Below are 23,806 nucleotides of genomic sequence, written 5' to 3' on the forward strand. Positions count from 1 at the left end.
CTGGCGGCGCCGGGCACTTCATTTCACTTCAGGAACACATAGCGCGCGAAGTAAGGAAAGCGTCCGACCGCATGCTCGGTCGTGCACGTCGCGGCCGGCGGCGTGCCGCCTGCCGTGTCGAGCCGTTGCACGAAGCGCACGCCGGCCAGCGTGCCCGTTGCGGCCGGCGTCGCGGCGAGCAGCAGTTGCGGAATGCTGCCCGGGTGCTCGCTCGGGGCTTCCGCGAGCTTCTTGCCGGTGATGCGGCTGCCGTCGAGTGCTTCCCACGACGGTCCTGCGCCGTGCCGGATGACGAGTGTGCCTCCTGCATCGAACAGCAGCGCTTCGGGGTATTTGAATGTCCACGCGAGCTGGTGCCCGGCATCGTATTCGCACGCGTAGACCTGCATGCCGCTCGCGGTGGTCGACAGCACCGGCGTGGCCGGCTCGGGCGGCGCGAGGCCGGCAGCCTCGTCGGCATGCACGGGCGCGGTGAGCGCCGCGAAGGAAAGACCGGCCGCAAGGGCCAGCAGCATGTCGCGTGTCGGGGAGCGGCTTGGCATGGAGGGGCGTCCTTTCAGGTCGGGTGATGGTCGTGTGAAGTCGATCCCGTCAACACTAGACGCCGATTGCGCAGGCTGCAACCCGGAAATGCCAATCGCGGCGATAGTCGCCGCGATTGCGATGGAGCGGATGCGCGCGGCCGCGCGTTGCAGCGGCCGTGCGCAAGCGGCTCAGGCTGCGCCGGCCGGCGTCGGCGCGTGTTCGGCGATCAGGCGCTCGGCCTTCAGCGTGTCCCACAGTGCGGACGGAATCGGCGCCGCGGCAAGCCGCAGGTTCTCGTCGATGCGATCGGGCCGGCTCGCGCCGGGGATCACGGCTGCCACGGCCGGGTGCGCGAGCGAGAACTGCAGCGCCACCGCGCGGACGTCGACACCGAACCGTTCGCTGATCCGGCGGATGCGCGCGACGCGATCGAGCATCTCCTGCGTCGCCGGCTGATACTCGAAGTGGGTGCCGCCGGCGAGCACGCCGGAGTTGTAAGGACCACCGACGATGATGCCGAGCCCGCGTGCGGCGCTTTCCGGCATCAGCCGTTCGAGTGCGCCCGCATGGTCGAGCAGCGTGTAGCGGCCGGCCAGCAGGAAGCCGTCGGGATCCGAGCGTTCGAGCGCGAGCTCGCACGGTTCGATCCGGTTCACGCCGAGCCCCCAGCCCTTGATGACCTTCTCGTCGCGCAGGCGCGTGAGCGCCTTCGCCGCGCCCGACATCGCGACGTCGAACACGTCGAGCCAGCGTTCGCCGTGAAAGTCGATCGCCGGATCGTGGATCCACACGGTGTCGAGCCGGTCGGTGCGCAGCCGCTTCAGGCTCGCGTCGATCGAGCGCAGCGTGCCGTCCTCGGTGTAGTCGTAGACGATCTTGTTCGGCAGGCCATGGCGGAACAAGCCGCCCTTTTCGCCGAGATCGCGTTGTGACGCATCCTCGTGTTCGTCGAGGACCAGCCGGCCGACCTTGGTGCCGAGCGAATACGCATCGCGCGGCCGGCCGGCGAGTGCTTCGCCGAGGCGCAGCTCGGCGAGGCCGGCGCCGTACAGCGGTGCCGCGTCGAAGTAGCGGATACCGCTTTCCCAGGCCGCGTCGACCGTGGCCAGCGCTTCGTCGTTCGGGATGTCGCGATACATGTTGCCCAGCGGCGCCGTGCCGAAACCCAGGCGGGAAGGGAGCGTGATTCTCATGTTGAAATCCTGTGGGTCGTTCACGCCGCGGCTTGCGCGAGCGTCGGATAGTCGGTCAGGCCCGGTGCGCCGCCGCCGAACAGCGTGTTGCGGTCGTGCGGCGCGAGCGTGGCGCCGGTGCGCAGGCGCTCGGGCAGGTCGGGGTTCGCGACGAACGGGCGGCCGAATGCGACGAGGTCGGCCCAGCCGGCCGCGATCGCTTCGCGCGCACGCTCGGCGGTGTACGCGCCGGCGTAGATCAGCACGCCCGGGTACGCGGCACGCAGTTGCTGCTTGAATGCGACCGGCATCAGCGGCGCGTCGTCCCAGTCGGCTTCCGCGATGTGCAGGTAACCGACGCCGAGTTCGCCGAGCAGCTTCGCAGCCGCGAGGTAGGTCGTTTCCGGATCGTCGTCGACGCAGCCGTTCAGCGTGGTCAGCGGCGCGAGGCGAATGCCGACACGCGATGCGTCGCCGGTGCCGTCGATCAGCGCCTGCGTCACTTCGCGCAGGAAGCGCAGCCGGTTTTCCAGCGAGCCGCCGTAGATGTCCGTGCGCGTGTTCGCGTTCGAATCGATGAACTGGTTCACGAGGTAGCCGTTCGCGCCGTGCAGCTCGACGCCGTCGAAGCCGGCTTCGATCGCGTGGCGCGCGGCGGCGCGGTACTGGCCGACGATCTCGCCAATTTCGTCGATCGACAGCGCGCGCGGCTCGGACGCCTGCACGAAGCCCGGCGTGCTGCCGTCTTCGCCGGCGACGAACACGTTCACGCCCTTCGCCTGGATCGGCGACGACGATACGGGTTGCATACCGCCGAGCAGGCTCGTGTGGCTTAACCGGCCGACGTGCCACAGCTGCGCGAAGATGCGGCCGTGCGCGGCATGCACGGCGTCCGTCACCTTGCGCCAGCCGGCGACCTGCGACGGCGTGTGAATGCCGGGCGTCCATGCGTAGCCCTTGCCGAGCGGCGCGATGTAGGTGCCTTCGCTGACGATCAGGCCCGCGCTTGCGCGCTGGGCGTAATACGCGGCCATCAGTTCGTTGGCTTCATCGCCGGGCTGGCTGGCGCGCGAACGCGTCATCGGCGGCATCACGATGCGGTTCGGCAGCGTCAGCGCGCCGAATTGCAGCGGTTGGAAAAGCGGGTCCTGGGTCATGGTGGTGTCCTGTCGGTGCCGCGGCCGGCTGGCCGTGTGCGGGTCGATTGAAGGTGCGGCGCGCTTAGTCCCACTTCGGCGCGAGGCCGGCCGGGTCGACTTCGCGGCCGTTGCGCTCGAGCGCGGCGATCTGCGCCATGTCCTCGTCGGTCAGGCGCAGCGTCTGCGCGAGCAGGTTGCTCGCGAGGTTCTCGCGCTTCGTCGACGACGGGATCACCGAGTAGCCGAGCTGCAGCGCCCAGGCCAGTGCGACTTGTGCCGGCGTCGCGTCGTGACGCTGTGCGATCGCGCCGATCACCGGGGCGCCGAGCACCTTGCCGTACGCGAGCGTCATGTACGACGTCACGTGGATGCCTTCGGCGTTCAGGAATTCGACGAGCTTGCGGTTCTGCAGGTACGGGCTCAGTTCGATCTGGTTCGTCGCGATCGCTTCCTTGCCGACGGCCGCGATGGCTTCCTTCGTCAGTTCGATGTTGAAGTTCGAGATGCCGATCTGGCGCGTGAGGCCCTTCGCCTTCGCTTCGGCCAGCGCGGTCATGAACGCCTGGATGGACACGCCGTTGCCCGGGGCGGGCCAGTGGATCAGCGTCAGGTCGACGGTGTCGGTGCGCAGCTTGCGCAGGCTTTCCTCGAGGCTGGCGACCAGCTTCTCCGGTGCGTAGTTGTCGACCCAGATCTTCGTCGTCAGGAACAGGTCCTCGCGGCGCACGCCCGACGCGGCGATCGCTTCGCCGACTTCGGCTTCGTTGCCGTAGATCTGCGCGGTGTCGATCGCGCGGTAGCCGACGTCGAGGCCGTTGCGGACCGAATCGATGACAACCTGGCCTTGCAGGCGGAACGTACCGAGGCCGAATGCGGGAATGTTGCTCATCATGTGCTCCTGAAAGGGGTGGAACGGTTGCGGTATGGAAGTCATTCTGGCGCTTGAGACTGATGAGATAAACGCCTTTAGAGGTCAAAAATATTTGATTTGAAGTCAAATATTGGTCGTGAGTTGGAGCAACTGCCGGCGTGCCGGCGTGCCGGCGTCAGGCGGTGCGCGTCCGTGCGTTCGCGTCGGCAGCGGCAATGGCGTCGGCATTTGCATTCGCATGGAATGCCGGCAGCACGTCCGACGCGATCTCGGCCATCGTCTCGTCGAGCGGGCGGCGGTTGCGGCGGAAATGCAGGCCGATGTGCCGTACGCCCGCGTCGCGCATCGCCGCGAGTTCTTCCGTCAGTGCGAGGCGGCCCGCGCGGGCGCCGAAGCGGTGCCGCTGCAGCGGCTCGTGCGGGTCTTCCGCGAGGTCGAGGTGGATGAAGCTCACGTACGGCTTGTCGCCGGCCACCGCGCGCCAGTTCGCGGCGCGCTGCGCGTGGTCGGCCGGCGTGCCCGGGTACGCGAGGCAGCCATCCATGTGTTCGCCGATCCACGCGGGCGTCTGCTGCGCGAGACCCGCGACGAGCAGCGGTACCGGCGAACGCGCGGCGGGCAGCACTTCGAGGCCCGGCGGCAGGTGGCCGCGCGCGCCGTCGCGCAGCAGCGCGACCTGGTCGCGGAAATTCGCGCCGCGCGACGCGAAGTCGCGGCCGAACAGCGGATATTCGACCGGCCGGTCGCCGCTCGCGACCCCGAGCATCAGGCGGCCGCCGCTCAGTTCCTGGATCGTCGCGGCCGATTTCAGCGTCAGCAGCGGCTCGCGCAGCGGCAGCACGACGGCCGCCGTGCCGAGCAGGATGTCGTTCGTGATGCCGGCGAGGTAGCCGAGATACGAGAACGTTTCGAACACCTGCGCGGCGTCGCCGAACGACGGGTCGTACACCGGCACGTCGCGCACCCAGAGCGCGCGGAAGCCGAGCGTGTCGGCCAGCTGCGCGAGCTCCGCGTGGATCTCCAGGTCGGGCACGCCGGGGCGGCGGCCCTGGTGCTGGCGCTTCGCGTCGCCGGCCGGCGACCAGTCGTTGTCGAGCGGCAGTTCGATGCCGACGCTGAAGCCGCCGTCGGCGAGCTTGTCGAGTGAAGTGGGCATGGTCGGGCTCCGTTCAGACCGCGCGCAGGCTGCCTTCGAGGCGATGGAAATCGAGCGACGACGCGGTGAAGAACGCGCGCGACGTGCCGGCGGCGAAATCGTCGATGTGCACGACCGTCGCGCGGTCGGCTTCCTGCCACGAGATCGCGTAGGTGTCGCCGGCGACGCGCTGCCACGTGTATTCGACTTCGCCCTTCGCGCCCGCGTACGGGCCTTCGGTGATCTCGTAGCGCATGTGGAGGCCGTCCTCGTCGTACGCGTTGAGCGCGGTGAGGCCGTCGTAACGGACTTCGAAAGTCTTGCCGGCGAACGGCGGACGTTGGGTCGATGCGTTCATGCTGAATGGCTCCTGCAACAAGTGACGTTCAATGGGCGAGTTCGACGGGTTCGGCCGTGCGTTCCGGCAGCCCGTGGCGGCGGTCGAGACGGCCGCTCAGTGCGGTGAGCGCGAATGCGCCGAGCGTGACGACGGCGGCGATCCACGGCGTGTGGCCGAGGCCGACGTGCGCGACGATCAGGCCGCCGAGCGACGAGCCGCCGGCCACGCCGAGGTTGAAGGCGGCGATGTTGAAGCCCGATGCGACGTCAGCGGCGTCCGGCGCGAAATGGCGCGCCTGCTTGACGACGTACACCTGCAGCCCCGGCACGTTGCCGAACGCGACCGCGCCCCACGCGAGCATCGTCAGCACCGCGAGCCATTTCACGTGGATCGTGAAGGTCAGCGCGAGCAGCACGATCGCGAGCAGCAGGAAGATCCGCTTGAGCGCCTTCACGGGGCCGACGGCGTCCGCGAGCTTGCCGCCCCACACGTTGCCGAACGCAACCGACACGCCGTAGCCGACGAGCACGAGGCTGACCTGCGACGGTGTGAAGCCGGCGATCTGTTCGAGCAGCGGCGCCATGTACGTGAACGCGATCAGCGAGCCGCCGTAGCCGACGGCCGTCATCGCGAAGACGAGCAGCAGGCGCGGCTGGGTGAGCACGCGCAGCTGGCGGGCGAGCGGCGCCGGCGGCGTCCGCGGCAGCCCGCGCGGCACGAATGCCACGGCGCCGAGGAACGCGACGAGGCCGAACAGCGCGACGATCAGGAACGTCGCGCGCCAGCCGAAGTGCTGGCCGATGAAGGTGCCGAGCGGAATCCCGGCGACGAATGCGACGGTCATCCCGCTGAACATCGTCGCGATCGCGCTGGCGGCCTTGTCCTTCGGCACGAGTGTGGTCGCGATGATCGAGCCGACCGAGAAGAACACGCCGTGCGCGAGGCCGGTGAGGACGCGCGCGACGATCAGCGATTCGTAGCCCGGCGCCTGCCACGCGACGAGGTTGCCGACGGTGAAGAGCGCCATCAGCCCGGCGAGCAGGGTCTTGCGCGGCACGCGGCCGGTGAGCGCGGTGAGCAGCGGCGCGCCGATGGCGACGCTCAGGGCATAGAGGCTGACGAGCAGGCCGGCCGACGGCAGGCTGACGCCGAGATCGGCGCCGATCGTCGGGATCAGCCCGACGATCACGAATTCGGTCGTGCCGATGGCAAAGGCGCTGATGGTCAGCGCAAGCAGGGCGAGTGGCATGAGGGGATCCTGGTTCCAGTAAGGATGGATCGCAGTGTGCCGACTTTACTTTTGCGGAAAAACTGGTCTATAAACCAAATTGTTTTGATTTCAAATCAACAATGAAGATCACGCTCGACGAACTCCAGGCCTTTGCCGCCGTGGTCGACACCGGTTCGATCACCGCCGCGGCCCAGCAGCTCGACCTCACCGTGTCGGCCACGAGCCGCACGCTCGCGCGGCTCGAGGAGAAACTGAAGACCACGCTGCTGCGCCGGACCACGCGCCGGCTCGAACTGACCGAGGAAGGGCGCGCGTTCCTGCAGGACGCGCGCGCGATCATCGAGTCGGTCGAGACCGCGGAAGAGCAGATGCTCGCGCGGCGCGAAATGCCGTCGGGGCGGCTGCGCGTCGACGCGGCGACGCCGTTCATGCTGCATGTGATCGTGCCGCTCGTGCGCGGCTATCGCGAACGCTTCCCGAAAGTCGAGCTGGAGCTGAACAGCAACGAGGGCATCATCGACCTGCTGGAGCGGCGCACCGATGTCGCGATCCGGATCGGGCGGCTGAAGGATTCGACGCTGCACAGCCGGCGCATCGGCAACAGCCGGCTGCGCATCTTCGCGAGCCCCGCGTATCTCGACGCGCACGGCCAGCCGCGCAAGGTCGAGGATCTCGACAAGCACACGCTGCTCGGCTTCACGCAGCCCGAATCGCTGAACGTGTGGCCGATCCTCGGCGCGGACGGCGAAGCGTGCCGCATCGAGCCGGACATCTGCTCGTCGAGCGGCGAGACGCTGCGGCAGCTCGCGCTGGAGGGCGCGGGTGTCGTCTGTCTGTCGGATTTCATGACCGCACAGGATCGCGACGCGGGCCGGCTCGTGCAGGTGCTCGCGCGCCAGACGCTCGAGGTCCAGCAGCCGATCCATGCGGTGTACTACCGGAACACCGCGATCTCGTCGCGGATTGCGTCGTTCGTCGACTACATGATCGAGGTACTGGGCGGCAGCAGCGGCGGCGATGCGCCGGCGCGGCGCAAGGCCGCGTGGATGGAACCGCAGTAGCAGCGGGTTCGCGGGGAAGCGGGGTGAGCGGCGCCACGGATGATTCGGCGTGCCGCGCGGGCGGCACGCCGTCGTGCGGCGGTTACGCTTCTTCGGACCAGGACATCCCGTCGCGCGCGAGCAGCGCCGACGACGCCGCGGGCCCGAACGTGCCGGCCGTGTACAGGCGCGGCCGGTCGCCGAGCTGCTTCCAGCCGTCGAGGATCGGCTCGACCCACGACCATGCGGCTTCGAGCTCGTCGCGGCGCATGAAGTGCGTGAGGCGGCCGCGGATCACGTCGATCAGCAGGCGCTCGTACGCTTCCGCGCGCCGCTCCGGAATCGCCTGCTGCAGGTCGAGGTTCAGGCTTACGGGCACCATGTTCATCCCGCTGCCCGGTTCCTTCGCCAGCATCTGCAGCTGGATCGACTCTTCCGGCTGGAGCTGGATCACGAGGCGGTTGCTGTAGTGGCGCGGGCCGGTCGGGATGATCGAGAACGGCATGTCCGCGAACTCGATCACGATTTCCGACTGGCGGCGCTGCAGCCGCTTGCCGGTGCGCAGGAAGAACGGCACGTTCGCCCAGCGCCAGTTGTTGATGTGTGCACGCAGCGCGACGAAGGTTTCCGCGCGGCTGTCCGCCGGCACGTTGTCTTCCTCGAGATAGCCCTTCACCGGCTGGCCGTCGACCGCACCGGCCGTGTACTGGCCGCGCACCGTGTCGCGCGCGACGTCGGCGACCGCCATCGGCCGCAGCGAGCGCAGCACCTTCAACTTCTCGTCGCGCACCGCGTCCGGGTCGAGCGACACGGGCGGTTCCATCGCGACGATGCACAGCAGTTGCAACAGGTGGTTCTGCACCATGTCGCGCAGCGCGCCGGTATGGTCGTAGAAGCCCGCGCGGCTACCGACGCCCACCGATTCCGCCACCGTGATCTGCACGCTGCGGATGCTCGGCGCCTGCCACAGCGGCCCGAAGATCGGGTTGCCGAAGCGCAGCACCATCAGGTTCTGCACGGTTTCCTTGCCGAGATAGTGGTCGATCCGATAGATCTGCGATTCCTCGAAGTGCTTGCCGACCGCATCGTTGATCGCCTTCGCGGACGCGAGATCGTGGCCGAGCGGCTTTTCGAGGACGACGCGCGAGTGCCGGTCGACGAGATGCGCGGCCGACAGGTTGTCGCAGATGGTGGTGAACAGCTCCGGCGACGTCGACAGGTAGAACACGCGGATCGCGTCGCCGCGCGCCGCTTCCGCGAGCCGCAGGTAGTCGTCCGGCGCGTTCACGTCGATCAGCACGTACTTGAAGAGATCGAGGAAACGGCTCCAGGCGGCGGGATCGAATGCCTTTTCGTCGATGAACGGGCGCGACTGCTCGTCCATGAACTTGCGATAGCCGTCGATGCCCCAGTCGCGGCGGCCGACCGCGATGATGCGCGTCTCGGGCGGAAGGTTGCAGTGCAGGTGCGCCATGTACAGCGCGGGCAACAGCTTGCGGGCGGCCAGGTCGCCGCCGCCGCCGAAGATGATCATGTCGACGGGCCGGTCGGCCGCGGTCGGGGTAGGCTGATTCGTCATGGGAGGTTCGCGTCTGAAACGGTGAGCGTGGAACGAACGTCGAAGGCGCCGGGCGCCGGTACGGCAAAACCCTAATAGTGCACGCATTTGATGGATTGCGTGTGTGTCCGTTTCCTGTCGCGAAGCTGGCGGATGGGTTGCAGGCGGGCTGCAGGCGTTGAAGGGGCCGGGCAGCCGCAGGAGCGGGTGAGCGGCCCGGACGGCCATCCGGCGGCCGGCTCGCAGTCCGGGTGTGGCGGCGCTGCCGTCCGGTCGGCAGCGTCGACTTACTCGGTCGGTACGACGACCGGCACGCGCATCCGGTACAGCGACACGGCCTGGATCGCGAGCGTACAGGCGATCGCGAACCCGTAGGCCGGCACCAGGTCAAGCCGCGTGAGCGTCAGGCTCAACACGTGGAAGAACGCGGCGAAGCCGAGCAGCCCGGTCGCCATCCCGCGCATCAGTTGCTGCGCGGCCGCCGGGCCGCTCATGCGCTGCGCGAACACCGCGAGGATGATCACCATGAACGGGAACGACGCCAGCACGCCACTCGTTTCCGGCCCGACATACGGCGCGATCATCGTCACGCCCACCACGAGGCCCGCGATCAACGCCATGCGCAGCGGCAGGTCCCAGCGCGGCGAATCGAGCCGCGCGGCCCTGACCGGGGCGGCGGGCACGACGCTCAGCACGAGCGCGACCGCGAGGATCGCGATCAGGAACAGGCCGGTTTCCGGCAACGCGCTGGCCTTCAGCAGGAGCGCGACGACGGAAAACGCGGCGGCCGCACCGGCCAGTGCGATGGGCCAGCCGCGTTTCGCCAGCCGGCAATACGCGATACAGAAGGCCGCCTGCCCGGCGGTCGCGACGAGCGAACCGGCCGTCGCATGCGCGGCGAAGGCGGGGCCGTGCTCGAGTGCGAGAAACACCGAAACCGGCCCCGACGTGAGCGGCAACCCGACCAGCAGCCCGCCGATCGCCTCACCCCAGCGGCGCGCGGCGAACGTGGCGGCGGCCAGGAGCAGCGGGGTGGCGACGAGCTTGAAAAGAAGATGATCCATGATGAGCGGCACGACCCGGCATACACGTGCCCCGGACGAAGCGCGCGCCGGGTGTCGCGGCTTCAGGCATGAAGCGCAGCCGCGATTCCGGTCGTGATGCATGACGGAAAAGCGGCGCACGGACGCAATCGGGACATCGGCCGGCACGGCCATCGACCTCAGCGCTTGCCTTCGATATTGCGAGCCGCTGCGAGCCCTGACAAACCATTTATCGACATACAATGCGTGAGTACAACTCACGCGTAACGTCATCGTGTTCGACCGGCTTCCCCCTTTGCAAACGCTGCGCGCTTTCGAGGCGACCGGCCGGCTGTTGAGCATGACGCTGGCGGCCGAGGAGCTGCACGTCACGCACGGCGCCGTCAGCCGGCACATCAAGAACCTCGAAGCCCATCTCGGCGTTACGCTGTTCCAGCGCCTGACGCGGCGCATCGTATTGACCGAGGCCGGCGCGGCCTTCCTGCTCGACGTGAGCCGTACGCTGGGCGACCTGACGAAGGCGGCCGAACGGCTGCGTGCGCACGACAGCGTCACGCGGCTGAAGATCAACGCCAGCGTGTCGTTCGCGAACAAATGGCTCGCGCCGCGATTGCATCGGTTCAAGGCGCTTCATCCGGAACTCGACATCCATCTCGACGTGACCGACACGCATGTCGATCTGAACGAAGGCGAGGCCGACGTGGCGATTCGCTACGGCAGCGGGCGTTATCCGCGCGTGCTCGCCGAGCGGATTCTCGAGGAGACGGTGACACCCGTCTGCAGTCCTGCGTATCGAGCGAAGATGGGCGGGCTTGCGTCCGTCGAGCGCATCGTCGGCTGCACGTTGCTGCACGAGGACCGGATGCTGGCCAACTGGGAGCAGTGGTTCGCGCTGGCGGGCATCCGCGGCGCGCGCAGCGATCGCGGGCCGGCATACAGCCACGGGAGTCTCGCGATCGAGGCGGCGATGCGCGGCGAAGGCGTTGCGCTGGGGCGCAGCGTGATCGTCGCGGACGATATCGCGGCCGGGCGTCTCGTCGCACCGTTTCCGCAGCACGCGCTGCGCGCCGAGCGCGGGCACGATCTGATTTACCGGATCGGCAGCCAGGACGATCCGAAGGTGTGCGCGTTGCGCGACTGGCTCGCGGACGAGATTCGCGTGTTTCTGAGCGGGACGAACTGAACGACGGCGGCCTCGGCCGCTCAGGCGAGCGCGGCGTGCACCTGCGCTCGCGTCCGCCAATGATCAAGCGTCCGCCGCGTCCCGCCCGCGTGACCGCCCGACCGCCCGCTGAGCGCTTAGCGCCCCAGCGCGTAGAACTCCGCGTTCGGCCGCATGTTCGTCACGTTCGCGATGCGGTTGGACATCCCGAAGAATGCCGAGATCGCCATGATGTCCCAGATGTCCTCTTCGACGAATCCCTGCGACTTGAGCGTGTCGAAATCCGCTTCGCCGACCAGGTGCGCGGCCTGCGACACCTTCATCGCGAAGTCGAGCATCGCCTTCTGCCGGTCGGTGATGTCGGCCTTGCGGTAGTTGGTGGCGACCTGGTCGGCAATCAGCGGATCCTTCGCGCGAATGCGCAGGATCGCACCGTGGGCGATCACGCAGTACTGGCACTGGTTCACGCTGCTGGTGGCCACGACGATCATTTCCCGTTCGGCCTTGCTCAGGTTGCCCGGCTTGTCCATCAGCGCGTCGTGGTAAGCCATGAACGCGCGAAACTCGTCCGGGCGATGCGCGAGGGTCAGGAATACGTTCGGGATGAAGCCCGACTTTTCCTGGACGGCCGCGATGCGTTCGCGAATGTCCTCGGGCAAGTCTTCGAGCGCGGGCACGGGAAAGCGGCTGACGGGGGCGGTGTTTGCGGCAGTCATGAGGTCTCCTGGATAAAGTGGCACGGCCGCTCTCGTTGCGCGAGCCGCCGTTCGAACAAAGAAACGCCGATGGTCGTCAGCGGCGTTACGCGTTGACGTCGACGACGATACGGCCGCGAACCTTGCCGTCGATCAATGCCCCGGCGAGCGGGATGACGTCGCCCAGGCCGACCTGGTGGCTGATCGCGCCCAGCTTCTCGACGTCGAGATCGGACGCGAGCCGGCGCCACGCCTCCAGGCGGTCGGCGCGCGGGCACATGACGCTGTCGATGCCGACGAGCGTGACGCCGCGCAGGATGAACGGCATGACGGTCGCGGGGAAATCCATGCCGGCAGCGAGGCCGCAGGCCGTCACGACGCCGCGGTACCGCGTGGTCGCGCACACGTTGGCGAGCACGTGGCTGCCCGCCACGTCGACCGCGCCGGCCCATCGTTCCTTGCCCAGCGGCCTGCCGGGCTCGCTGAATTGCGACCGCTCCAGGATCTCCGCCGCGCCGAGCTGCCGCAGGTAGTCGGCATCGGCGGGGCGGCCGGTGACGGCGACGACGCGGTATCCCAGCTGCGCGAGGAGGGCCGTGGCGACGCTGCCTACCCCGCCGGCCGCGCCGGTCACCACGATCTCGCCGTCGTCCGGGCGCACGCCATGCCGCTCCAGCGCCATCACGCACAGCATCGCGGTGTAGCCCGCCGTGCCGATGGCCATCGCCTGTTGCGGCGAAAAGGCGGACGGCAGCGGCACCAGCCAGTCGCCATCGACACGGGCTTTCTGCGCCAGGCCGCCCCAGTGCGTTTCGCCGACGCCCCAGCCGTTGAGCACGACCTGGTCGCCGGGGCGATAGTCCGGGTGCGTGCTGTCTTCGACTTCCCCGACCAGATCGATGCCAGGCACCATCGGGAACTTGCGGACCACCGGGCTCTTGCCGGTGATCGCCAGCCCGTCCTTGTAGTTCAGCGTCGAATAGCCCACGCGTACCGTCACGTTGCCCGCAGGCAACTGCGCGTCGTCCAGCGTCTGGAGCCGGGCTTGCTGGCCGGTTTCCTGCCTGTCGATCACGATGCCTTGAAACATGTGTCCTCCTTTCTAGACCGATCGTCTAGTTAATGGCAAAAAAATTCAGCGGCGAGGCAGTCCATTGAAGAAGAACTGCGCGAACAGGGCCAACGGCTGGTCGCTGCGCTCCAGCTTCGCGCGCAGCACGGCGCCTTCCCAGCCGATCCAGAAGCATGCGGCGAGTTCGGCAGGCTCGGCCGAACCGGCCAGTTCACCGGCTTGCTGCGCGGCGACCAGGCAATCGGCGAGGCGGCGTTGCCAGTCCTCGAACGTGGTGCGCAGGCGTGCGCGGAAACTTTCCGGCAGCGCGCCCATTTCCTGCCCGAGGTTGCCGATCAGGCAGCCGCGGCTGTAGTCGTAGCGGGCCATGCCGTCCCGGGCATCGTCGACGAATGCATGTACGCGCTGCAGCGGCGGGCGCGCCGGGTCGCTGAAATGACGGTCCAGCTTGCGCGCGAAGAAGTCGGCATAGCGGTCGATCAGTTCGAGGCCGAACGCTTCCTTGCTGTCGAAGTAGTGATAGAAGGAGCCCTTGGGCACACCGGCGCGCCCGAGGATCTCGTCGAGCCCGGTGGCCGAAAAGCCCTTCTCGGTGAGCACTTCCAGCCCGGTGCGCAACAGCATGTCCCGCGTGGCGACGAGGTCTTCATGCTGCTTCGGTGGCCTGCCGCGACGGCGAGGCGGATCAGATCGAACGTCCATGCGCGAATAATAGACCGTTCGTCTCAAAAATCAACGGGTCGCGTGTCGATCACGACCGATGAGGCCGCAGACGGCGAGCGGCGCTCGTATTAACCCTGATTAAAAAATCTTATCGCGGTGAAAAATTCCGCATCTTATTGAACCGATATCGGCTCGATATAGTGGCTCGCTTTCCCGCACGCAGGTGTTGCGTGCGCAGACAAACAGCAGGAGCCCCTTGATGACCACCGATACCCGATTCACCGAAGTCGAGGATCTGATGCCCGCCGCCGGCGGGTTGCGCGAGATCCGTCACCATATCCATCACCACCCCGAACTCGCGTACGAAGAGCACGACACGGCCGCGCTCGTCGCCGAGAAGCTCGAACAGTGGGGCTGGCAGGTGACGCGCGGGGTCGGCAAGACGGGCGTGGTCGGCACGCTGCGCGTGGGCGACGGCACGCGCAGCATCGGCATTCGCGCCGACATGGACGCGTTGCCGATCATCGAGGCGACCGGGCTGCCCTACGCGAGCGGCACGCACGGCAAGATGCACGCATGCGGCCACGACGGCCACACGACGATGCTGCTCGGCGCCGCGCAGCAACTCGCGAAGACACGCAACTTCTCCGGCACCGTGCACCTGTATTTCCAGCCGGCGGAAGAGCATGGCGTCGACAGCGGCGCGAAGAAGATGATCGACGACGGCCTGTTCGAACGCTTCCCGTGCGACGCCGTGTTCGGCATGCACAACCATCCGGGCGCAGCGCCCGGCGTGTTCCTCACGCGGCGCGGCCCGTTCATGTCGGCCGGCGACAAGGCGATCATCACGATCGAGGGCGTCGGCGGCCACGCGGCACGACCGCACCTGACGGTCGACCCGGTGGTCGTCGCGGCGAGCATCGTGATGGCGTTGCAGACGATCGTCGCGCGCAACGTCGACCCCGCACAGCCGGCGGTCGTTACGGTCGGCTCGATGCACGCGGGCACCGCGAACAACGTGATCCCGAACGGCGCGCGCCTCGAACTCAGCGTGCGCTCGTTCAGCCCCGACGTACGCGCGCTGCTCAAGCGCCGCATCGCCGAGCTGGCCGAAACGCAGGCCGCGAGCTACGGCGCGAGCGCGAACGTCGAGTACATCGAAGGCTATCCGGTCGTCGTCAATTCGGACGCCGAAACGGATTTTGCCGCGCAGGTGGCGCGCGAGCTCGTCGGCGACGCGCACGTGGTCGAGCAGACCGACCTGCTGATGGGCAGCGAGGATTTCGCGTTCATGCTGCAGCAGCGGCCGGGCTCGTTCGTGCGGCTCGGCAACGGCGAAGGCGAGGATGGCTGCATGGTGCACAACCCGAAATACGACTTCAACGATCGCAACCTGCCGATCGGCGCGGCGTACTGGACGCGTCTCGTGGAGCGTTATCTCGGGCGGTGATGCCGGCAGCGGGGCGGGCGGCCGGCGCTTCCGGCCGCATTGAGAGGAGACGACAACGATGCAGAAAGACCATCTCGCGCTGCACCCCGCATCGACGGGGGCGGCCGAAGTCGGCACGCCAGGCGCACCGGCCGTCACGCGGCGCGGTGCGATCGCCGCGGCCGTGATCGGCAACTGGCTGGAATTCTTCGATTTCACCGTGTACGGCTTCTTCGCGGTGCTGATCGGCAAGCTGTTCTTCCCGTCGAGCGACCCGACCACGTCGCTGCTGCTGTCGGTCGCGACGTTCGCCGCCGGCTTCTTCACGCGGCCGCTCGGCAGCGTCGTGCTCGGCGTCTACGCGGACCGCAAGGGACGCAAGGCCGCGCTGAACCTGACGATCATGCTGATGGCGCTCGGCACGGGCCTGATCGCGATCGCGCCGACGTATGCGCAGGTCGGCGTGGCCGCACCGCTGCTGGTCGTGTTCGCGCGGCTGCTGCAGGGCTTCTCGCAGGGCGGTGAATTCGGCGCGGCGACGTCGACGCTGCTCGAACAGGGCGGCACGTCGCGTCGTGCGTTCCGTGCAAGCTGGCAGCTTGCGACGCAGGGCGGCGCCGCGCTGATGGGCTCGGGCTTCGCGGCGCTGCTGTCGAACACGATGACGAAGGACGCGCTGGAAAGCTGGGGCTGGCGGCTGCCGTTCCTCGTCGGCGTGCTGATCGCACCGGTCGGCATGTATCTGCGCCGCCGGCTCGCCGACGATGCGCCCGGCGACAGCCATCACGGCATCGAGCGCGGCGTGCTGCACGAGCTGTTCTCGAAGCACACGCGCACGGTGCTGCTGCTGATGCTCACGGTGATGGGCGGCACGGTGTCGACCTACATCCTGACGTTCTACATGCCGACCTACGCGATCCACACGCTTGGCCTGCCGATGAAGCTGTCGATGTTCGTCGGCGTCGCATCGGGCTGCGTGATGCTGCTCACGTGCCCGCTGTTCGGCTGGCTGTCGGACCGGCTCGGCAGCCGGCGCCTGCCGATCTTCGTCGGTCGCGGCGTGCTGGTCCTGCTGCTGTTCCCGGCGTTCTGGCTGATGAACCACCACCCGACGCTGTCGGTGATCCTGCCGCTGACCGCGCTGATGCTGCTGTTCTATTCGCTCGGCTCGGCGTCGGAAATGGCGCTGATGTGCGAGTCGCTGCCGCGCCACGTACGGGCGACCGGCATCTCGATCGCGTATGCGCTCGCGGTGACGATCTTCGGCGGCACCGCGCAGCTGATCGCGACCTGGCTCGTGAAGACGACCGGCAGCAAGCTCGCGCCGGCCGGCTACGTGGCGGCGTGCGTGGTGCTGTCGCTGATCGCGGTCGCGATGCTGCGCGAGACGGCGCGGGATTCGATCGACTGACGCGCGGCGCGGCGCGGCGGGCAGCAGGCAGCAGGCAGCAGGCAGCAGGCAGCAGGCAGCAATACGCGCTTACCGCCCGCGCACCATCCGCAGGTAAGACGCGAGCATCGTCGCGAGTTCCTGCGCGGCCGGCGTCAGCGGCACGGCCGCGCGCTGCAGCAGGCAGATATCCTGCGATTCGGCCTGCTCGCGCACGGGCACCTTCGCGAGCGCGCCGGCGAACGGCCCGTGCCGCGTGATGGCTTCGGTTTCGAGCGCCAGCGAATCGGTCTGCGTGACGATCTGCAGCGTCTCGAACATGCCTTCGACGGTCGCGAGAATCTTCGGCGGCGGCTGGCCGTGCGCGTCGAAGTACGCGAGCAGCCGGTTCACGACCGGGTCGGCGCTGAGGTTCGGCGAGCGCGTCGACACCCACGCGTAGCCGGCCAGTTCGGCGAGCGATTGCGCGTGCATCGCCGGATGCCCGTTGCGGCACACGACCACCGGCGCGGAAGCCCGCAACGGCGTGACCGCGAGATCGGTCGTGTCGGTCTGCTTCGCGACGAGTGCGATCGCGAAATCGACCGCGCTTTCGCGCAGCCAGCCGATCATCATTCGCGACGTGCCGGTGCGCAGGTGCACGTCGACCTTGTCGAAGCGCGCGCGGAACGCGCTCAGCACGGGCGCAAACGCGTCGATCAGCGGTTCGGCCACGAGGCCGAGCGTGACGGTGCCTTCGTATGCGCCGCTCAACTGCCGGATCTCCCGCTCGACCTGCTCGCATTCGCCGAGGATCGAACCGGAGCGCGCGAGCAGCCGCTGGCCGACGGCCGTCGGCACGATCCCGCGATTGGTGCGCGTGAACAGCGTCGCGCCGAGCGTCGCCTCGAGGCTCTGCAACTGCTGCGTGACGCCGCTCTGCGCGAGATCGAGCGCACGTGCGGCGGCGCGCAGGCTGCCGTGCTCGACGACGGCCTGGAAGATGCGGAGCTGGGAGAGCGTGAACGCCATGGGCGCGCGACGAGGCCGGTGATCGGAAATACCGATCATGATAAGGCAGTCGATGGTTCCAGCGGCGGCCCGTGCCGCCTACGATCGCAGGCAGTCCGGCTGATGCCGTTTGCCTTTCTTCCTGCCCTCCGTCGACCATGAAACGTTTCCTCGTCCCGCTCGTTTCCCTGTGCCTTGGCCTGGCTGCCACGTCCGCGTTTGCGTTCGATGCGCGCCCCGTGCGCCTCGGCATCGATCCGACCTATCCGCCGATGGATTCGAAGGCGCCCGACGGCAGCCTGAAGGGCTTCGACGTCGATCTCGGCAACGAGATCTGCCGCCGCGCGCAGTTGCGCTGCCAGTGGGTCGAGCTCGAATTCTCCGGGATGATTCCCGCGCTGCAGGCGCGCAAGATCGACGCGATCCTGTCGTCGATGGCGATCACCGGGAAGCGGGAGAAGCAGATTCTGTTCTCGTCGAAGCTGTTCCGCTTCAAGTCGCGGCTCGTTGCGCGGCCCGAGAGCGGCCTCGGCAGCACGACCGCATCGCTGGCCGGCAAGCGCGTCGGCGTGCAGTCGGGTACGCAGTTCGAATCGTGGGCGCTCGCGCACTGGGCGCCGGCCGGCGTGAGCGTGGTGCCGTACAAGAGCCAGGACGATGTATTCGCCGATCTCGTCAACGGCCGCCTCGACGCGGCGCTGCTCGGCACGGTGGAAGCCGACTACGGGTTCCTGCGCCAGCCGCGCGGCAAGGGCTTTGCGTTCGTCGGCGCGCCGCTCGACATGGGCGATCGCGGCGTCGGCATCGGCATGCGGCAGTCCGATACGGCGCTCAAGGCGTCGATCGACGGCGCGATCGCGTCGATGCTGAAGGACGGCACGTACGACCGGATCGCGAAGCAGTATTTCGACTTCAACCCGTACGGCGACTGAGCGCCGAGCCTCCTTGCCGTTTCACCTGCGGCCCCGTTTTCATCCGTTCGAGACCATCGATGCAGATTCGCACCACGCCACTCCTGTCGCCGTCGATCGGCACGCAGCGCACGCTGACGAGCTTTCATTTCGGGCCGGCCGGCACCGGCCGCAAGATCTACCTGCAGGCCGCGCTGCACGCGGACGAGACGCCCGCGATGCTCGCGGCGTTCGTGCTGAAGCAGCGTCTCGCGCAGCTCGATGCCGAAGGCCGGCTCGCGGCCGAGATCGTGCTCGTGCCGGTCGCGAACCCGGTCGGCCTCAATCATCATCTGCTCGGGCAGTTCATCGGCCGTTTCGACCTCGCGAGCGGTCGCAACTTCAATCGCGGCTTCCTGCCGCTCGCGGAGATCGCCGCACGTGCGCGCGACCGGCTCGGCGACGACGGCGAACGCAATCGCGCGATCGTGCGCGAATGTGTCGGCGCGGCGCTTGGCGACATCGCACCGCGTACGGAATTCGAAGCGCTGCAGCTGGCACTGCTGAAGCTGTCGCACGACGCGGACGTCGTGATCGACCTGCATTGCTCGCTCGAAGCAGTGATGCACGTGTACACGAGCGATACCGCGTGGCCGGACATCGAGCCGCTCGCGCGTTATCTCGGTGCGGAGGTGTCGCTGCTCGCCGAGGATTCGGGCGGGCACGCGTTCGACGATGCGCATCACCTGCTGTGGTCGCAGTTGCGGCAGCACTTGCCGGCAGGCACGCCGATGGCGGCCGGCACGGTGGCCGTGACGGTTGAGTGCCGTGGCCAGCGCGACGTGACGTACGAATACGCTGAACGCGATGCCGGCGCGCTCGTCGACTATCTCGTCTGGTGCGGCGCGGTGCGGGGCGAACGCACGCCGTTGCCGCCGCTGGCCGCGCCGGCCACGCCGCTCGCGGGCAGCGAGCAGTTCTACGCGCCGGTGAGCGGGATCCTCGTGCATCGCGCGGCAATCGGCGCGACGATCCGTGCGGGCGATGCGCTGTTCGACATCGTCGATCCGCTGACGGATGCGATCACGACGATCACGAGCGCGACCGACGGCGTGTTCTACATGCGGCGCGCGATCCGCTTCGTGACGGCCGGCGCGCCGCTCGGCCGCGTGACGGGCACGGTGCCGGTGCGCACGGGGATGCTGCTCGGCGCGTGACGAGCGGCGCGCGCGCCGAACCTGATCCGTACGAAAACGGCGAGAAATTTCGGGTTCCTCAAATAATCCCTTGCCGCTCGATGTCGGCTTGCGCCAGGTCGACCGACTTTCCGCAGCCGGCGAGGCGGGCTTCATCGTCGGCGGGGACAGTCATGACCCGCCGTGATTCCCCGCCGACCGCCTGCCGGCCTTGCCGCGCGCCGTTGTCTTGCCGTTGCGCCCGCCCGCGTTCGAAAACATCTTCATGTCCCGAAGGATGCCGCGCAGCAGCGTATCGGCTGCCACCCCGAGCGTGCGCCCGGCCTTGACCAGCAGCCGCGCGTTGGCTGCCTCGAGCAGCGGATGCGCGACGGGAAGCGCGACGAGTTCTCCCGCCTCCAGTTCCTGATACGCAGCGAACGCGGCGAGCAGCGTGACGCCGTTGTTGCGCTTGACGAAGTGGCGCAGCACGGCAAGCGAGTTGGTGGTGAGCGTCGGGTGGAGCTGGATGTTCTCCGCGTACGCGAGCATCTGCACGGCTTGTCCGAGGCCGAACGCCGGCGGCATCAGCGCGAGCGGATACTCGGCGAGTTCGCGTACCGCGACCGGTCGGCCCCGCACGGCGAGCGGGTGCCCGGGATGCACGAGCGCCACCACCGGCTGCGACGCGGTGGCGACGCACTCGATCTCCGGATGCGCCGGGGGATTGTAGGCCAGGCCGATATGCGCGCGGCTCTCAGCGACTTCCTGGAGCAACTTGCTGACCGGCAGGAGATCGACGGTGACATCGAGCTTCGGATAGCGCGCGCAAAAATCGGTGAGTACCTCGTCCATCAGGCAGTCGATATAGCCTTCGCTGGTGGCGATGCGGATCTGGCCGTGTTGCAGGCCGTGCAGCGCCTGCAGGCGGTCTTCGAACAGTTCCTGCTGGGAGCGGCAGCCGTGCCAATATTCGAGCAGGTGCGCCGCGGCCTCGGTCGGCCGGACGCCGCGAGGCTGGCGCTCGAACAGCGGCGCCCCGATTTCTTCCTCGAGCAAGCGGATCTGCCGCGTGATGACGGACGGCGACGTGTTGATGCTGTCGGCCGCGCCGCGGATGGAGCCGTGCGTCAGGACTTCATGGAAATAGCGCAAGCGGCGCTGGTTCAGTTCGCGCATGGTGTCGGTCGGTTCGTCGGTGAGGTGTTGCCGGTTGAGCAACAATAACTCGCCAAAGTTGCTCTTGCGCCGCTTTTTCGGCTCCTCGACGATTCGAACAGAGTCGATCATCGATGCGGGATTCGAAGCAATACGCCCTAAAGGAGAGCGCATGTCCGCCATTCCATCCCCTCAAGACCCGGTCGCGCCCGACAGCCCGGCGCATCAGGCCCTGTACCGCAAGCTGAACTGGCGCCTGCTGCCGTTCCTGCTGCTGTGCTACACGTTCGCCTATCTCGATCGCGTGAATATCGGGTTCGCGAAGCTCTCGATGCAGAGCGACCTGGGTATCTCCGATGCGGTGTACGGGCTGGGCGCGGGCATCTTCTTTCTCGGCTATGTGCTGTTCGAGATCCCGAGCAACCTGCTGCTGCCGCGGATCGGCGCACGCAAGACCATCAGCCGGATCATGGTGCTGTGGGGCCTGACCTCGGCCGGCATGATGTTCGTCCATAACGAGACCACCTTCTACGCGATGCGCTTCCTGCTCGGCGTGTTCGAGGCCGGCTTCGCGCCCGGGATGATCTTTTACCTGACCTACTGGTATGGTCAGCGCCGCATGGCCGGTGTGATGGCGGTCGTCATGCTCGCTGGCCCGATCGGCGGCGCCTTCGGGTCGCCGCTGTCGGCATGGCTGATGACCGGGCTGTCCGGTGCCCACGGCCTGGCCGGCTGGCAGTGGATGTTCGTCGTCGAAGGTCTGCCGTGCGTGCTGTTCGGCGTGCTCGCGCTCAAGGTGCTGTCCGACCGGCCGGCCGACGCGAAGTGGCTGACCGACGACGAGAAGCGGATGCTCGCCGCCGAACTGCACACGTCCGGCGCCGGTCATCACTCGTTCGGACAGGTGTTGCGCGACCCGCGCGTGTACCTGCTGGCGTTCGCCTATTTCACGATCATCTGCGGGATCTACGCGGTGAGTTTCTGGCTGCCGTCGATCATCAAGGCCGACGGCGTGACCGATACCATGCAGATCGGGCTGTACTCGATGATCCCGTACGTCTGCGCCGCGATCGCGATGGTCGTCATCGGCCGCAGGTCGGACCGCCGCCGCGAGCGCCGTTTCCACAGCGCGGTGCCGGCCCTGATCGGCGCGATCGCGCTGGCCGTGGCGACGACTGCCAACGGCAATCTCGTCATTTCACTGGTCGGCATGACGATCGCCACGTCGATGATCTGGGCTGCGTACACGGTGTTCTGGGCGATTCCGTCGCAATACCTGAAGGGTGACGCGGCCGCGGGCGGCATCGCGCTGATCAATACGATCGGCCTGATCGGCGGCTTCCTGAGCCCGACCATCATCGGTGCGATCCACTCGGCGACGGGCAGCATGGCAGCCGGCCTGCTGGTCATGGTCGCGCTGCTGGTCGCGGGCGCCGCGGTACTCGTGGCGAACCGGCTTCCCGCGCCGCACGACGCGTTGGCGACAGCGTGACGTCGCGGGCGCACAAGCGTCCGTGACATCCATCGCGGTGCGGGGCTGACGGCGCTTGGTGCCGGTGCATCGACTCACTATTTCCGGAGACACGTTTTTGAATACGCGCATTTTGATCGCCGGCTTTCAGCATGAAACCAATACGTTTGCGCCGTCGAAAGCCGCTTACGTAAACTTCGAGCGCGGCGAGGGCTTCCCGGCCATGGTGCGGGGCGACGACGTGCTTGCGCTGCGCGACGTCAACATTCCCGCGGGCGGATTCATCGTCGCGGCGGAACGGCGCGGCTGGATCTTGCTGCCGGTCATCTGGGCGGGCGCGAGCCCGTCGGCCCACGTGACCGAGGATGCGTTCGAGCGCATTGCCGGCGAAATCCTCGCGGCGGTTCGCAACGGAGGCTACGACGCGGTGTACCTCGACCTGCACGGCGCGATGGTCGCCGAGCATACCGACGACGGCGAAGGCACGTTGCTGGAGCGCGTACGCGCCGCGGTCGGCCCGGACGTACCCGTGGTCGCGTCGCTCGACCTGCATGCCAACGTCACCGGGAAGATGCTGCGCGAGGCCGACGCACTGGTCGCCTTCCGCACCTATCCGCATGTCGACATGGCCGAGACCGGCGAACGCGCGGCCGTGCTGCTCGAGCGCTTGCTTGTCTTACGGGCGGCGGGTGGCCGCCCCCTGCATCGCGCGGTGCGCCGGCTGCCGTTCCTGATCCCGATCAACGGCATGTGCACGCTGCTCGAGCCCTCGCGCGGCATGTACGCGCAACTCGCGGCGCTGGAAACCGGGGCCGTGGCGTCGCTGTCGTTTGCGCCGGGTTTTCCGGCGGCCGATTTTCCCGAATGTGGCCCGGTCATCTGGGGTTACGGCGATGACGCCGCGTCGGCCGAGGCTGCCGTGCAGGCGCTGTACGACAAGATGCTGGCTGACGAGGCCGCGTGGCAGGTGCCGTTCCTGTCGCCCGACGCTGCCGTGCGCGAAGCCATGCGGCTCGCCGACGGGGCCGGCAAGCCGGTCGTCATCGCCGATACGCAGGACAATCCCGGCGCGGGCGGCGACTCGAACACGACGGGCATGCTGCGGGCGTTGCTGCGCAATGGCGCGAGAGATGCGGCGATCGGTTTGATCTGGGATCCGGCTGCCGCGGCGGCGGCCCATCGCGCCGGTGTCGGCGCGTTCATCGATGTGGCGCTCGGCGGTGTCTCCGGCGTGCCCGGCGACGAGCCGGTCCACGCACGTTTCGAGGTCGTGAAGCTGTCCGACGGCGTATGCCGGTACGACGGCCCGATGATGAACGGCATGCGTGCGGATATCGGGCCTGTTGCCTGCCTGCGGATCGATGGCGTGCTGATCGTGGTGAGCAGCGGCAAGGCGCAGATGCTCGACCGCAATCTCTATCGCGTGGGCGGCGTCGAGCCGGAAGCGATGCGCATCCTTGTCAACAAAAGCTCGGTGCACTTTCGCGCCGACTTCCAGGGGATCGCCGAGGCGGTGCTCGTTGCCACGGCACCGGGCCCGATGACGGCCGATCCGGCCGAGTTGCCCTGGACCCGGCTGGCCCCGGGCATCCGGACGAAGCCGATGGGCAACGCATTCGCCGGCAACGGCTGAAGCAGGGCACGCCGCCGGCGTGCC

At 68.0% G+C, this 23,806-nt stretch carries 22 protein-coding genes; 8 read left to right on the forward strand and 14 right to left on the reverse strand.

Annotated features, from left to right (window positions below):
* Positions 1-23 precede the first annotated feature (23 nt).
* From HAV18_RS13450 to HAV18_RS13480, 7 genes are all read right to left on the reverse strand, one after another.
* Positions 24-542, reverse strand: coding sequence for a DUF3455 domain-containing protein (locus HAV18_RS13450; RefSeq protein ID WP_166956345.1), 519 nt, complete (start codon positions 540-542; stop codon positions 24-26).
* Positions 543-713: 171 nt separating this feature from the next.
* On the reverse strand, positions 714-1,718 hold the full coding sequence (locus HAV18_RS13455) for an aldo/keto reductase (protein ID WP_166956348.1): 1,005 nt from the start codon (positions 1,716-1,718) through the stop codon (positions 714-716).
* 20 nt (positions 1,719-1,738) lie between these two features.
* Positions 1,739-2,854 (reverse strand): alkene reductase, encoded by a 1,116-nt coding sequence (locus HAV18_RS13460; RefSeq protein WP_166956351.1) that lies wholly within the window; start codon positions 2,852-2,854, stop codon positions 1,739-1,741.
* Positions 2,855-2,918: 64 nt separating this feature from the next.
* Positions 2,919-3,725, reverse strand: coding sequence for a 2,5-didehydrogluconate reductase DkgB (gene dkgB, locus HAV18_RS13465; protein ID WP_166956354.1), 807 nt, complete (start codon positions 3,723-3,725; stop codon positions 2,919-2,921).
* Between the two features lie 157 nt (positions 3,726-3,882).
* Positions 3,883-4,863: an LLM class oxidoreductase gene (locus HAV18_RS13470; protein WP_166956357.1), complete on the reverse strand. Its 981-nt coding sequence runs from the start codon at positions 4,861-4,863 to the stop codon at positions 3,883-3,885.
* Between the two features lie 13 nt (positions 4,864-4,876).
* Positions 4,877-5,200, reverse strand: coding sequence for a MoaF-related domain-containing protein (locus HAV18_RS13475; RefSeq protein ID WP_166956360.1), 324 nt, complete (start codon positions 5,198-5,200; stop codon positions 4,877-4,879).
* 28 nt (positions 5,201-5,228) lie between these two features.
* Positions 5,229-6,431: an MFS transporter gene (locus tag HAV18_RS13480; protein WP_166956362.1), complete on the reverse strand. Its 1,203-nt coding sequence runs from the start codon at positions 6,429-6,431 to the stop codon at positions 5,229-5,231.
* Positions 6,432-6,532: 101 nt separating this feature from the next.
* Between HAV18_RS13480 and HAV18_RS13485 the strand changes: the two genes are divergently transcribed.
* Positions 6,533-7,474: a LysR family transcriptional regulator gene (locus HAV18_RS13485; RefSeq protein WP_166956365.1), complete on the forward strand. Its 942-nt coding sequence runs from the start codon at positions 6,533-6,535 to the stop codon at positions 7,472-7,474.
* Positions 7,475-7,556: 82 nt separating this feature from the next.
* Here HAV18_RS13485 and zwf read toward each other — a convergent pair whose 3' ends face one another.
* Together zwf and HAV18_RS13495 are read right to left on the reverse strand one after the other, a co-directional pair.
* A complete protein-coding gene (zwf, locus tag HAV18_RS13490) occupies positions 7,557-9,032 on the reverse strand; it encodes a glucose-6-phosphate dehydrogenase (RefSeq protein ID WP_166956368.1) in 1,476 nt (491 codons plus the stop codon).
* A 266-nt stretch (positions 9,033-9,298) separates the two neighbouring features.
* Positions 9,299-10,075, reverse strand: a complete 777-nt coding sequence (locus HAV18_RS13495; protein WP_166956371.1) for a hypothetical protein — start codon at positions 10,073-10,075, stop codon at positions 9,299-9,301.
* Between the two features lie 253 nt (positions 10,076-10,328).
* Here HAV18_RS13495 and gcvA point away from each other — a divergent pair, with 253 nt between their 5' ends.
* A complete protein-coding gene (gene gcvA, locus HAV18_RS13500; RefSeq protein ID WP_166956374.1) occupies positions 10,329-11,237 on the forward strand; it encodes a transcriptional regulator GcvA in 909 nt (302 codons plus the stop codon).
* 116 nt (positions 11,238-11,353) lie between these two features.
* Here gcvA and HAV18_RS13505 read toward each other — a convergent pair whose 3' ends face one another.
* From HAV18_RS13505 to HAV18_RS13515, 3 genes are all read right to left on the reverse strand, one after another.
* Positions 11,354-11,932, reverse strand: a complete 579-nt coding sequence (locus HAV18_RS13505; protein ID WP_166956377.1) for a peroxidase-related enzyme — start codon at positions 11,930-11,932, stop codon at positions 11,354-11,356.
* Positions 11,933-12,017: 85 nt separating this feature from the next.
* Entirely contained in the window at positions 12,018-13,001 is a 984-nt protein-coding gene (locus tag HAV18_RS13510) for an MDR family oxidoreductase (RefSeq protein ID WP_166956380.1), read from the reverse strand.
* Between the two features lie 45 nt (positions 13,002-13,046).
* Complete coding sequence (locus tag HAV18_RS13515; RefSeq protein ID WP_166956383.1) at positions 13,047-13,685, reverse strand: TetR/AcrR family transcriptional regulator; 639 nt, start codon at positions 13,683-13,685, stop codon at positions 13,047-13,049.
* 220 nt (positions 13,686-13,905) lie between these two features.
* On the opposite strand from HAV18_RS13515, the gene HAV18_RS13520 reads away from it, so the two are divergent.
* Together HAV18_RS13520 and HAV18_RS13525 are read left to right on the forward strand one after the other, a co-directional pair.
* Positions 13,906-15,096 (forward strand): M20 aminoacylase family protein, encoded by a 1,191-nt coding sequence (locus tag HAV18_RS13520; protein WP_166956386.1) that lies wholly within the window; start codon positions 13,906-13,908, stop codon positions 15,094-15,096.
* 58 nt (positions 15,097-15,154) lie between these two features.
* The gene (locus tag HAV18_RS13525; protein ID WP_166956389.1) at positions 15,155-16,486 is read left to right on the forward strand and encodes an MFS transporter; all 1,332 of its coding nucleotides are present in this window, start codon (positions 15,155-15,157) and stop codon (positions 16,484-16,486) included.
* 69 nt (positions 16,487-16,555) lie between these two features.
* Here the strand turns inward: HAV18_RS13525 and HAV18_RS13530 are convergent, their stop codons facing one another.
* Positions 16,556-17,476: a LysR family transcriptional regulator gene (locus HAV18_RS13530; protein WP_166956392.1), complete on the reverse strand. Its 921-nt coding sequence runs from the start codon at positions 17,474-17,476 to the stop codon at positions 16,556-16,558.
* A 137-nt stretch (positions 17,477-17,613) separates the two neighbouring features.
* Between HAV18_RS13530 and HAV18_RS13535 the strand changes: the two genes are divergently transcribed.
* Complete coding sequence (locus tag HAV18_RS13535) at positions 17,614-18,387, forward strand: transporter substrate-binding domain-containing protein (protein WP_166956395.1); 774 nt, start codon at positions 17,614-17,616, stop codon at positions 18,385-18,387.
* A 59-nt stretch (positions 18,388-18,446) separates the two neighbouring features.
* Positions 18,447-19,562 carry a succinylglutamate desuccinylase/aspartoacylase family protein gene (locus HAV18_RS13540; RefSeq protein ID WP_166956398.1) on the forward strand — a complete coding sequence of 372 codons (1,116 nt, stop codon included), beginning with the start codon at positions 18,447-18,449 and terminating at the stop codon, positions 19,560-19,562.
* A 150-nt stretch (positions 19,563-19,712) separates the two neighbouring features.
* Here HAV18_RS13540 and HAV18_RS13545 read toward each other — a convergent pair whose 3' ends face one another.
* On the reverse strand, positions 19,713-20,699 hold the full coding sequence (locus HAV18_RS13545; protein ID WP_166956788.1) for a LysR family transcriptional regulator: 987 nt from the start codon (positions 20,697-20,699) through the stop codon (positions 19,713-19,715).
* A 151-nt stretch (positions 20,700-20,850) separates the two neighbouring features.
* Between HAV18_RS13545 and HAV18_RS13550 the strand changes: the two genes are divergently transcribed.
* Together HAV18_RS13550 and HAV18_RS13555 are read left to right on the forward strand one after the other, a co-directional pair.
* On the forward strand, positions 20,851-22,170 hold the full coding sequence (locus HAV18_RS13550) for an MFS transporter (RefSeq protein WP_166956401.1): 1,320 nt from the start codon (positions 20,851-20,853) through the stop codon (positions 22,168-22,170).
* A 97-nt stretch (positions 22,171-22,267) separates the two neighbouring features.
* Complete coding sequence (locus HAV18_RS13555) at positions 22,268-23,782, forward strand: M81 family metallopeptidase (protein WP_166956404.1); 1,515 nt, start codon at positions 22,268-22,270, stop codon at positions 23,780-23,782.
* Positions 23,783-23,806: the final 24 nt, after the last annotated feature.

This window comes from Burkholderia sp. D-99 (assembly GCF_011605345.1).
Classification (GTDB): domain Bacteria; phylum Pseudomonadota; class Gammaproteobacteria; order Burkholderiales; family Burkholderiaceae; genus Burkholderia.

Excerpts from the sequence above, each read along its gene's own strand:
- HAV18_RS13450 (WP_166956345.1), bottom strand. The coding sequence starts at position 542 with ATGCCAAGCCGCTCCCCGACACGCGACATGCTGCTGGCCCTTGCGGCC.
- HAV18_RS13455 (WP_166956348.1), bottom strand. The coding sequence starts at position 1,718 with ATGAGAATCACGCTCCCTTCCCGCCTGGGTTTCGGCACGGCGCCGCTG.
- HAV18_RS13460 (WP_166956351.1), bottom strand. The coding sequence starts at position 2,854 with ATGACCCAGGACCCGCTTTTCCAACCGCTGCAATTCGGCGCGCTGACG.
- dkgB (WP_166956354.1), bottom strand. The coding sequence starts at position 3,725 with ATGAGCAACATTCCCGCATTCGGCCTCGGTACGTTCCGCCTGCAAGGC.
- HAV18_RS13470 (WP_166956357.1), bottom strand. The coding sequence starts at position 4,863 with ATGCCCACTTCACTCGACAAGCTCGCCGACGGCGGCTTCAGCGTCGGC.
- HAV18_RS13475 (WP_166956360.1), bottom strand. The coding sequence starts at position 5,200 with ATGAACGCATCGACCCAACGTCCGCCGTTCGCCGGCAAGACTTTCGAA.
- HAV18_RS13480 (WP_166956362.1), bottom strand. The coding sequence starts at position 6,431 with ATGCCACTCGCCCTGCTTGCGCTGACCATCAGCGCCTTTGCCATCGGC.
- HAV18_RS13485 (WP_166956365.1), top strand. The coding sequence starts at position 6,533 with ATGAAGATCACGCTCGACGAACTCCAGGCCTTTGCCGCCGTGGTCGAC.
- zwf (WP_166956368.1), bottom strand. The coding sequence starts at position 9,032 with ATGACGAATCAGCCTACCCCGACCGCGGCCGACCGGCCCGTCGACATG.
- HAV18_RS13495 (WP_166956371.1), bottom strand. The coding sequence starts at position 10,075 with ATGGATCATCTTCTTTTCAAGCTCGTCGCCACCCCGCTGCTCCTGGCC.
- HAV18_RS13505 (WP_166956377.1), bottom strand. The coding sequence starts at position 11,932 with ATGACTGCCGCAAACACCGCCCCCGTCAGCCGCTTTCCCGTGCCCGCG.
- HAV18_RS13510 (WP_166956380.1), bottom strand. The coding sequence starts at position 13,001 with ATGTTTCAAGGCATCGTGATCGACAGGCAGGAAACCGGCCAGCAAGCC.
- HAV18_RS13515 (WP_166956383.1), bottom strand. The coding sequence starts at position 13,685 with ATGGACGTTCGATCTGATCCGCCTCGCCGTCGCGGCAGGCCACCGAAG.
- HAV18_RS13520 (WP_166956386.1), top strand. The coding sequence starts at position 13,906 with ATGACCACCGATACCCGATTCACCGAAGTCGAGGATCTGATGCCCGCC.
- HAV18_RS13525 (WP_166956389.1), top strand. The coding sequence starts at position 15,155 with ATGCAGAAAGACCATCTCGCGCTGCACCCCGCATCGACGGGGGCGGCC.
- HAV18_RS13530 (WP_166956392.1), bottom strand. The coding sequence starts at position 17,476 with ATGGCGTTCACGCTCTCCCAGCTCCGCATCTTCCAGGCCGTCGTCGAG.
- HAV18_RS13535 (WP_166956395.1), top strand. The coding sequence starts at position 17,614 with ATGAAACGTTTCCTCGTCCCGCTCGTTTCCCTGTGCCTTGGCCTGGCT.
- HAV18_RS13540 (WP_166956398.1), top strand. The coding sequence starts at position 18,447 with ATGCAGATTCGCACCACGCCACTCCTGTCGCCGTCGATCGGCACGCAG.
- HAV18_RS13545 (WP_166956788.1), bottom strand. The coding sequence starts at position 20,699 with ATGCGCGAACTGAACCAGCGCCGCTTGCGCTATTTCCATGAAGTCCTG.
- HAV18_RS13550 (WP_166956401.1), top strand. The coding sequence starts at position 20,851 with ATGTCCGCCATTCCATCCCCTCAAGACCCGGTCGCGCCCGACAGCCCG.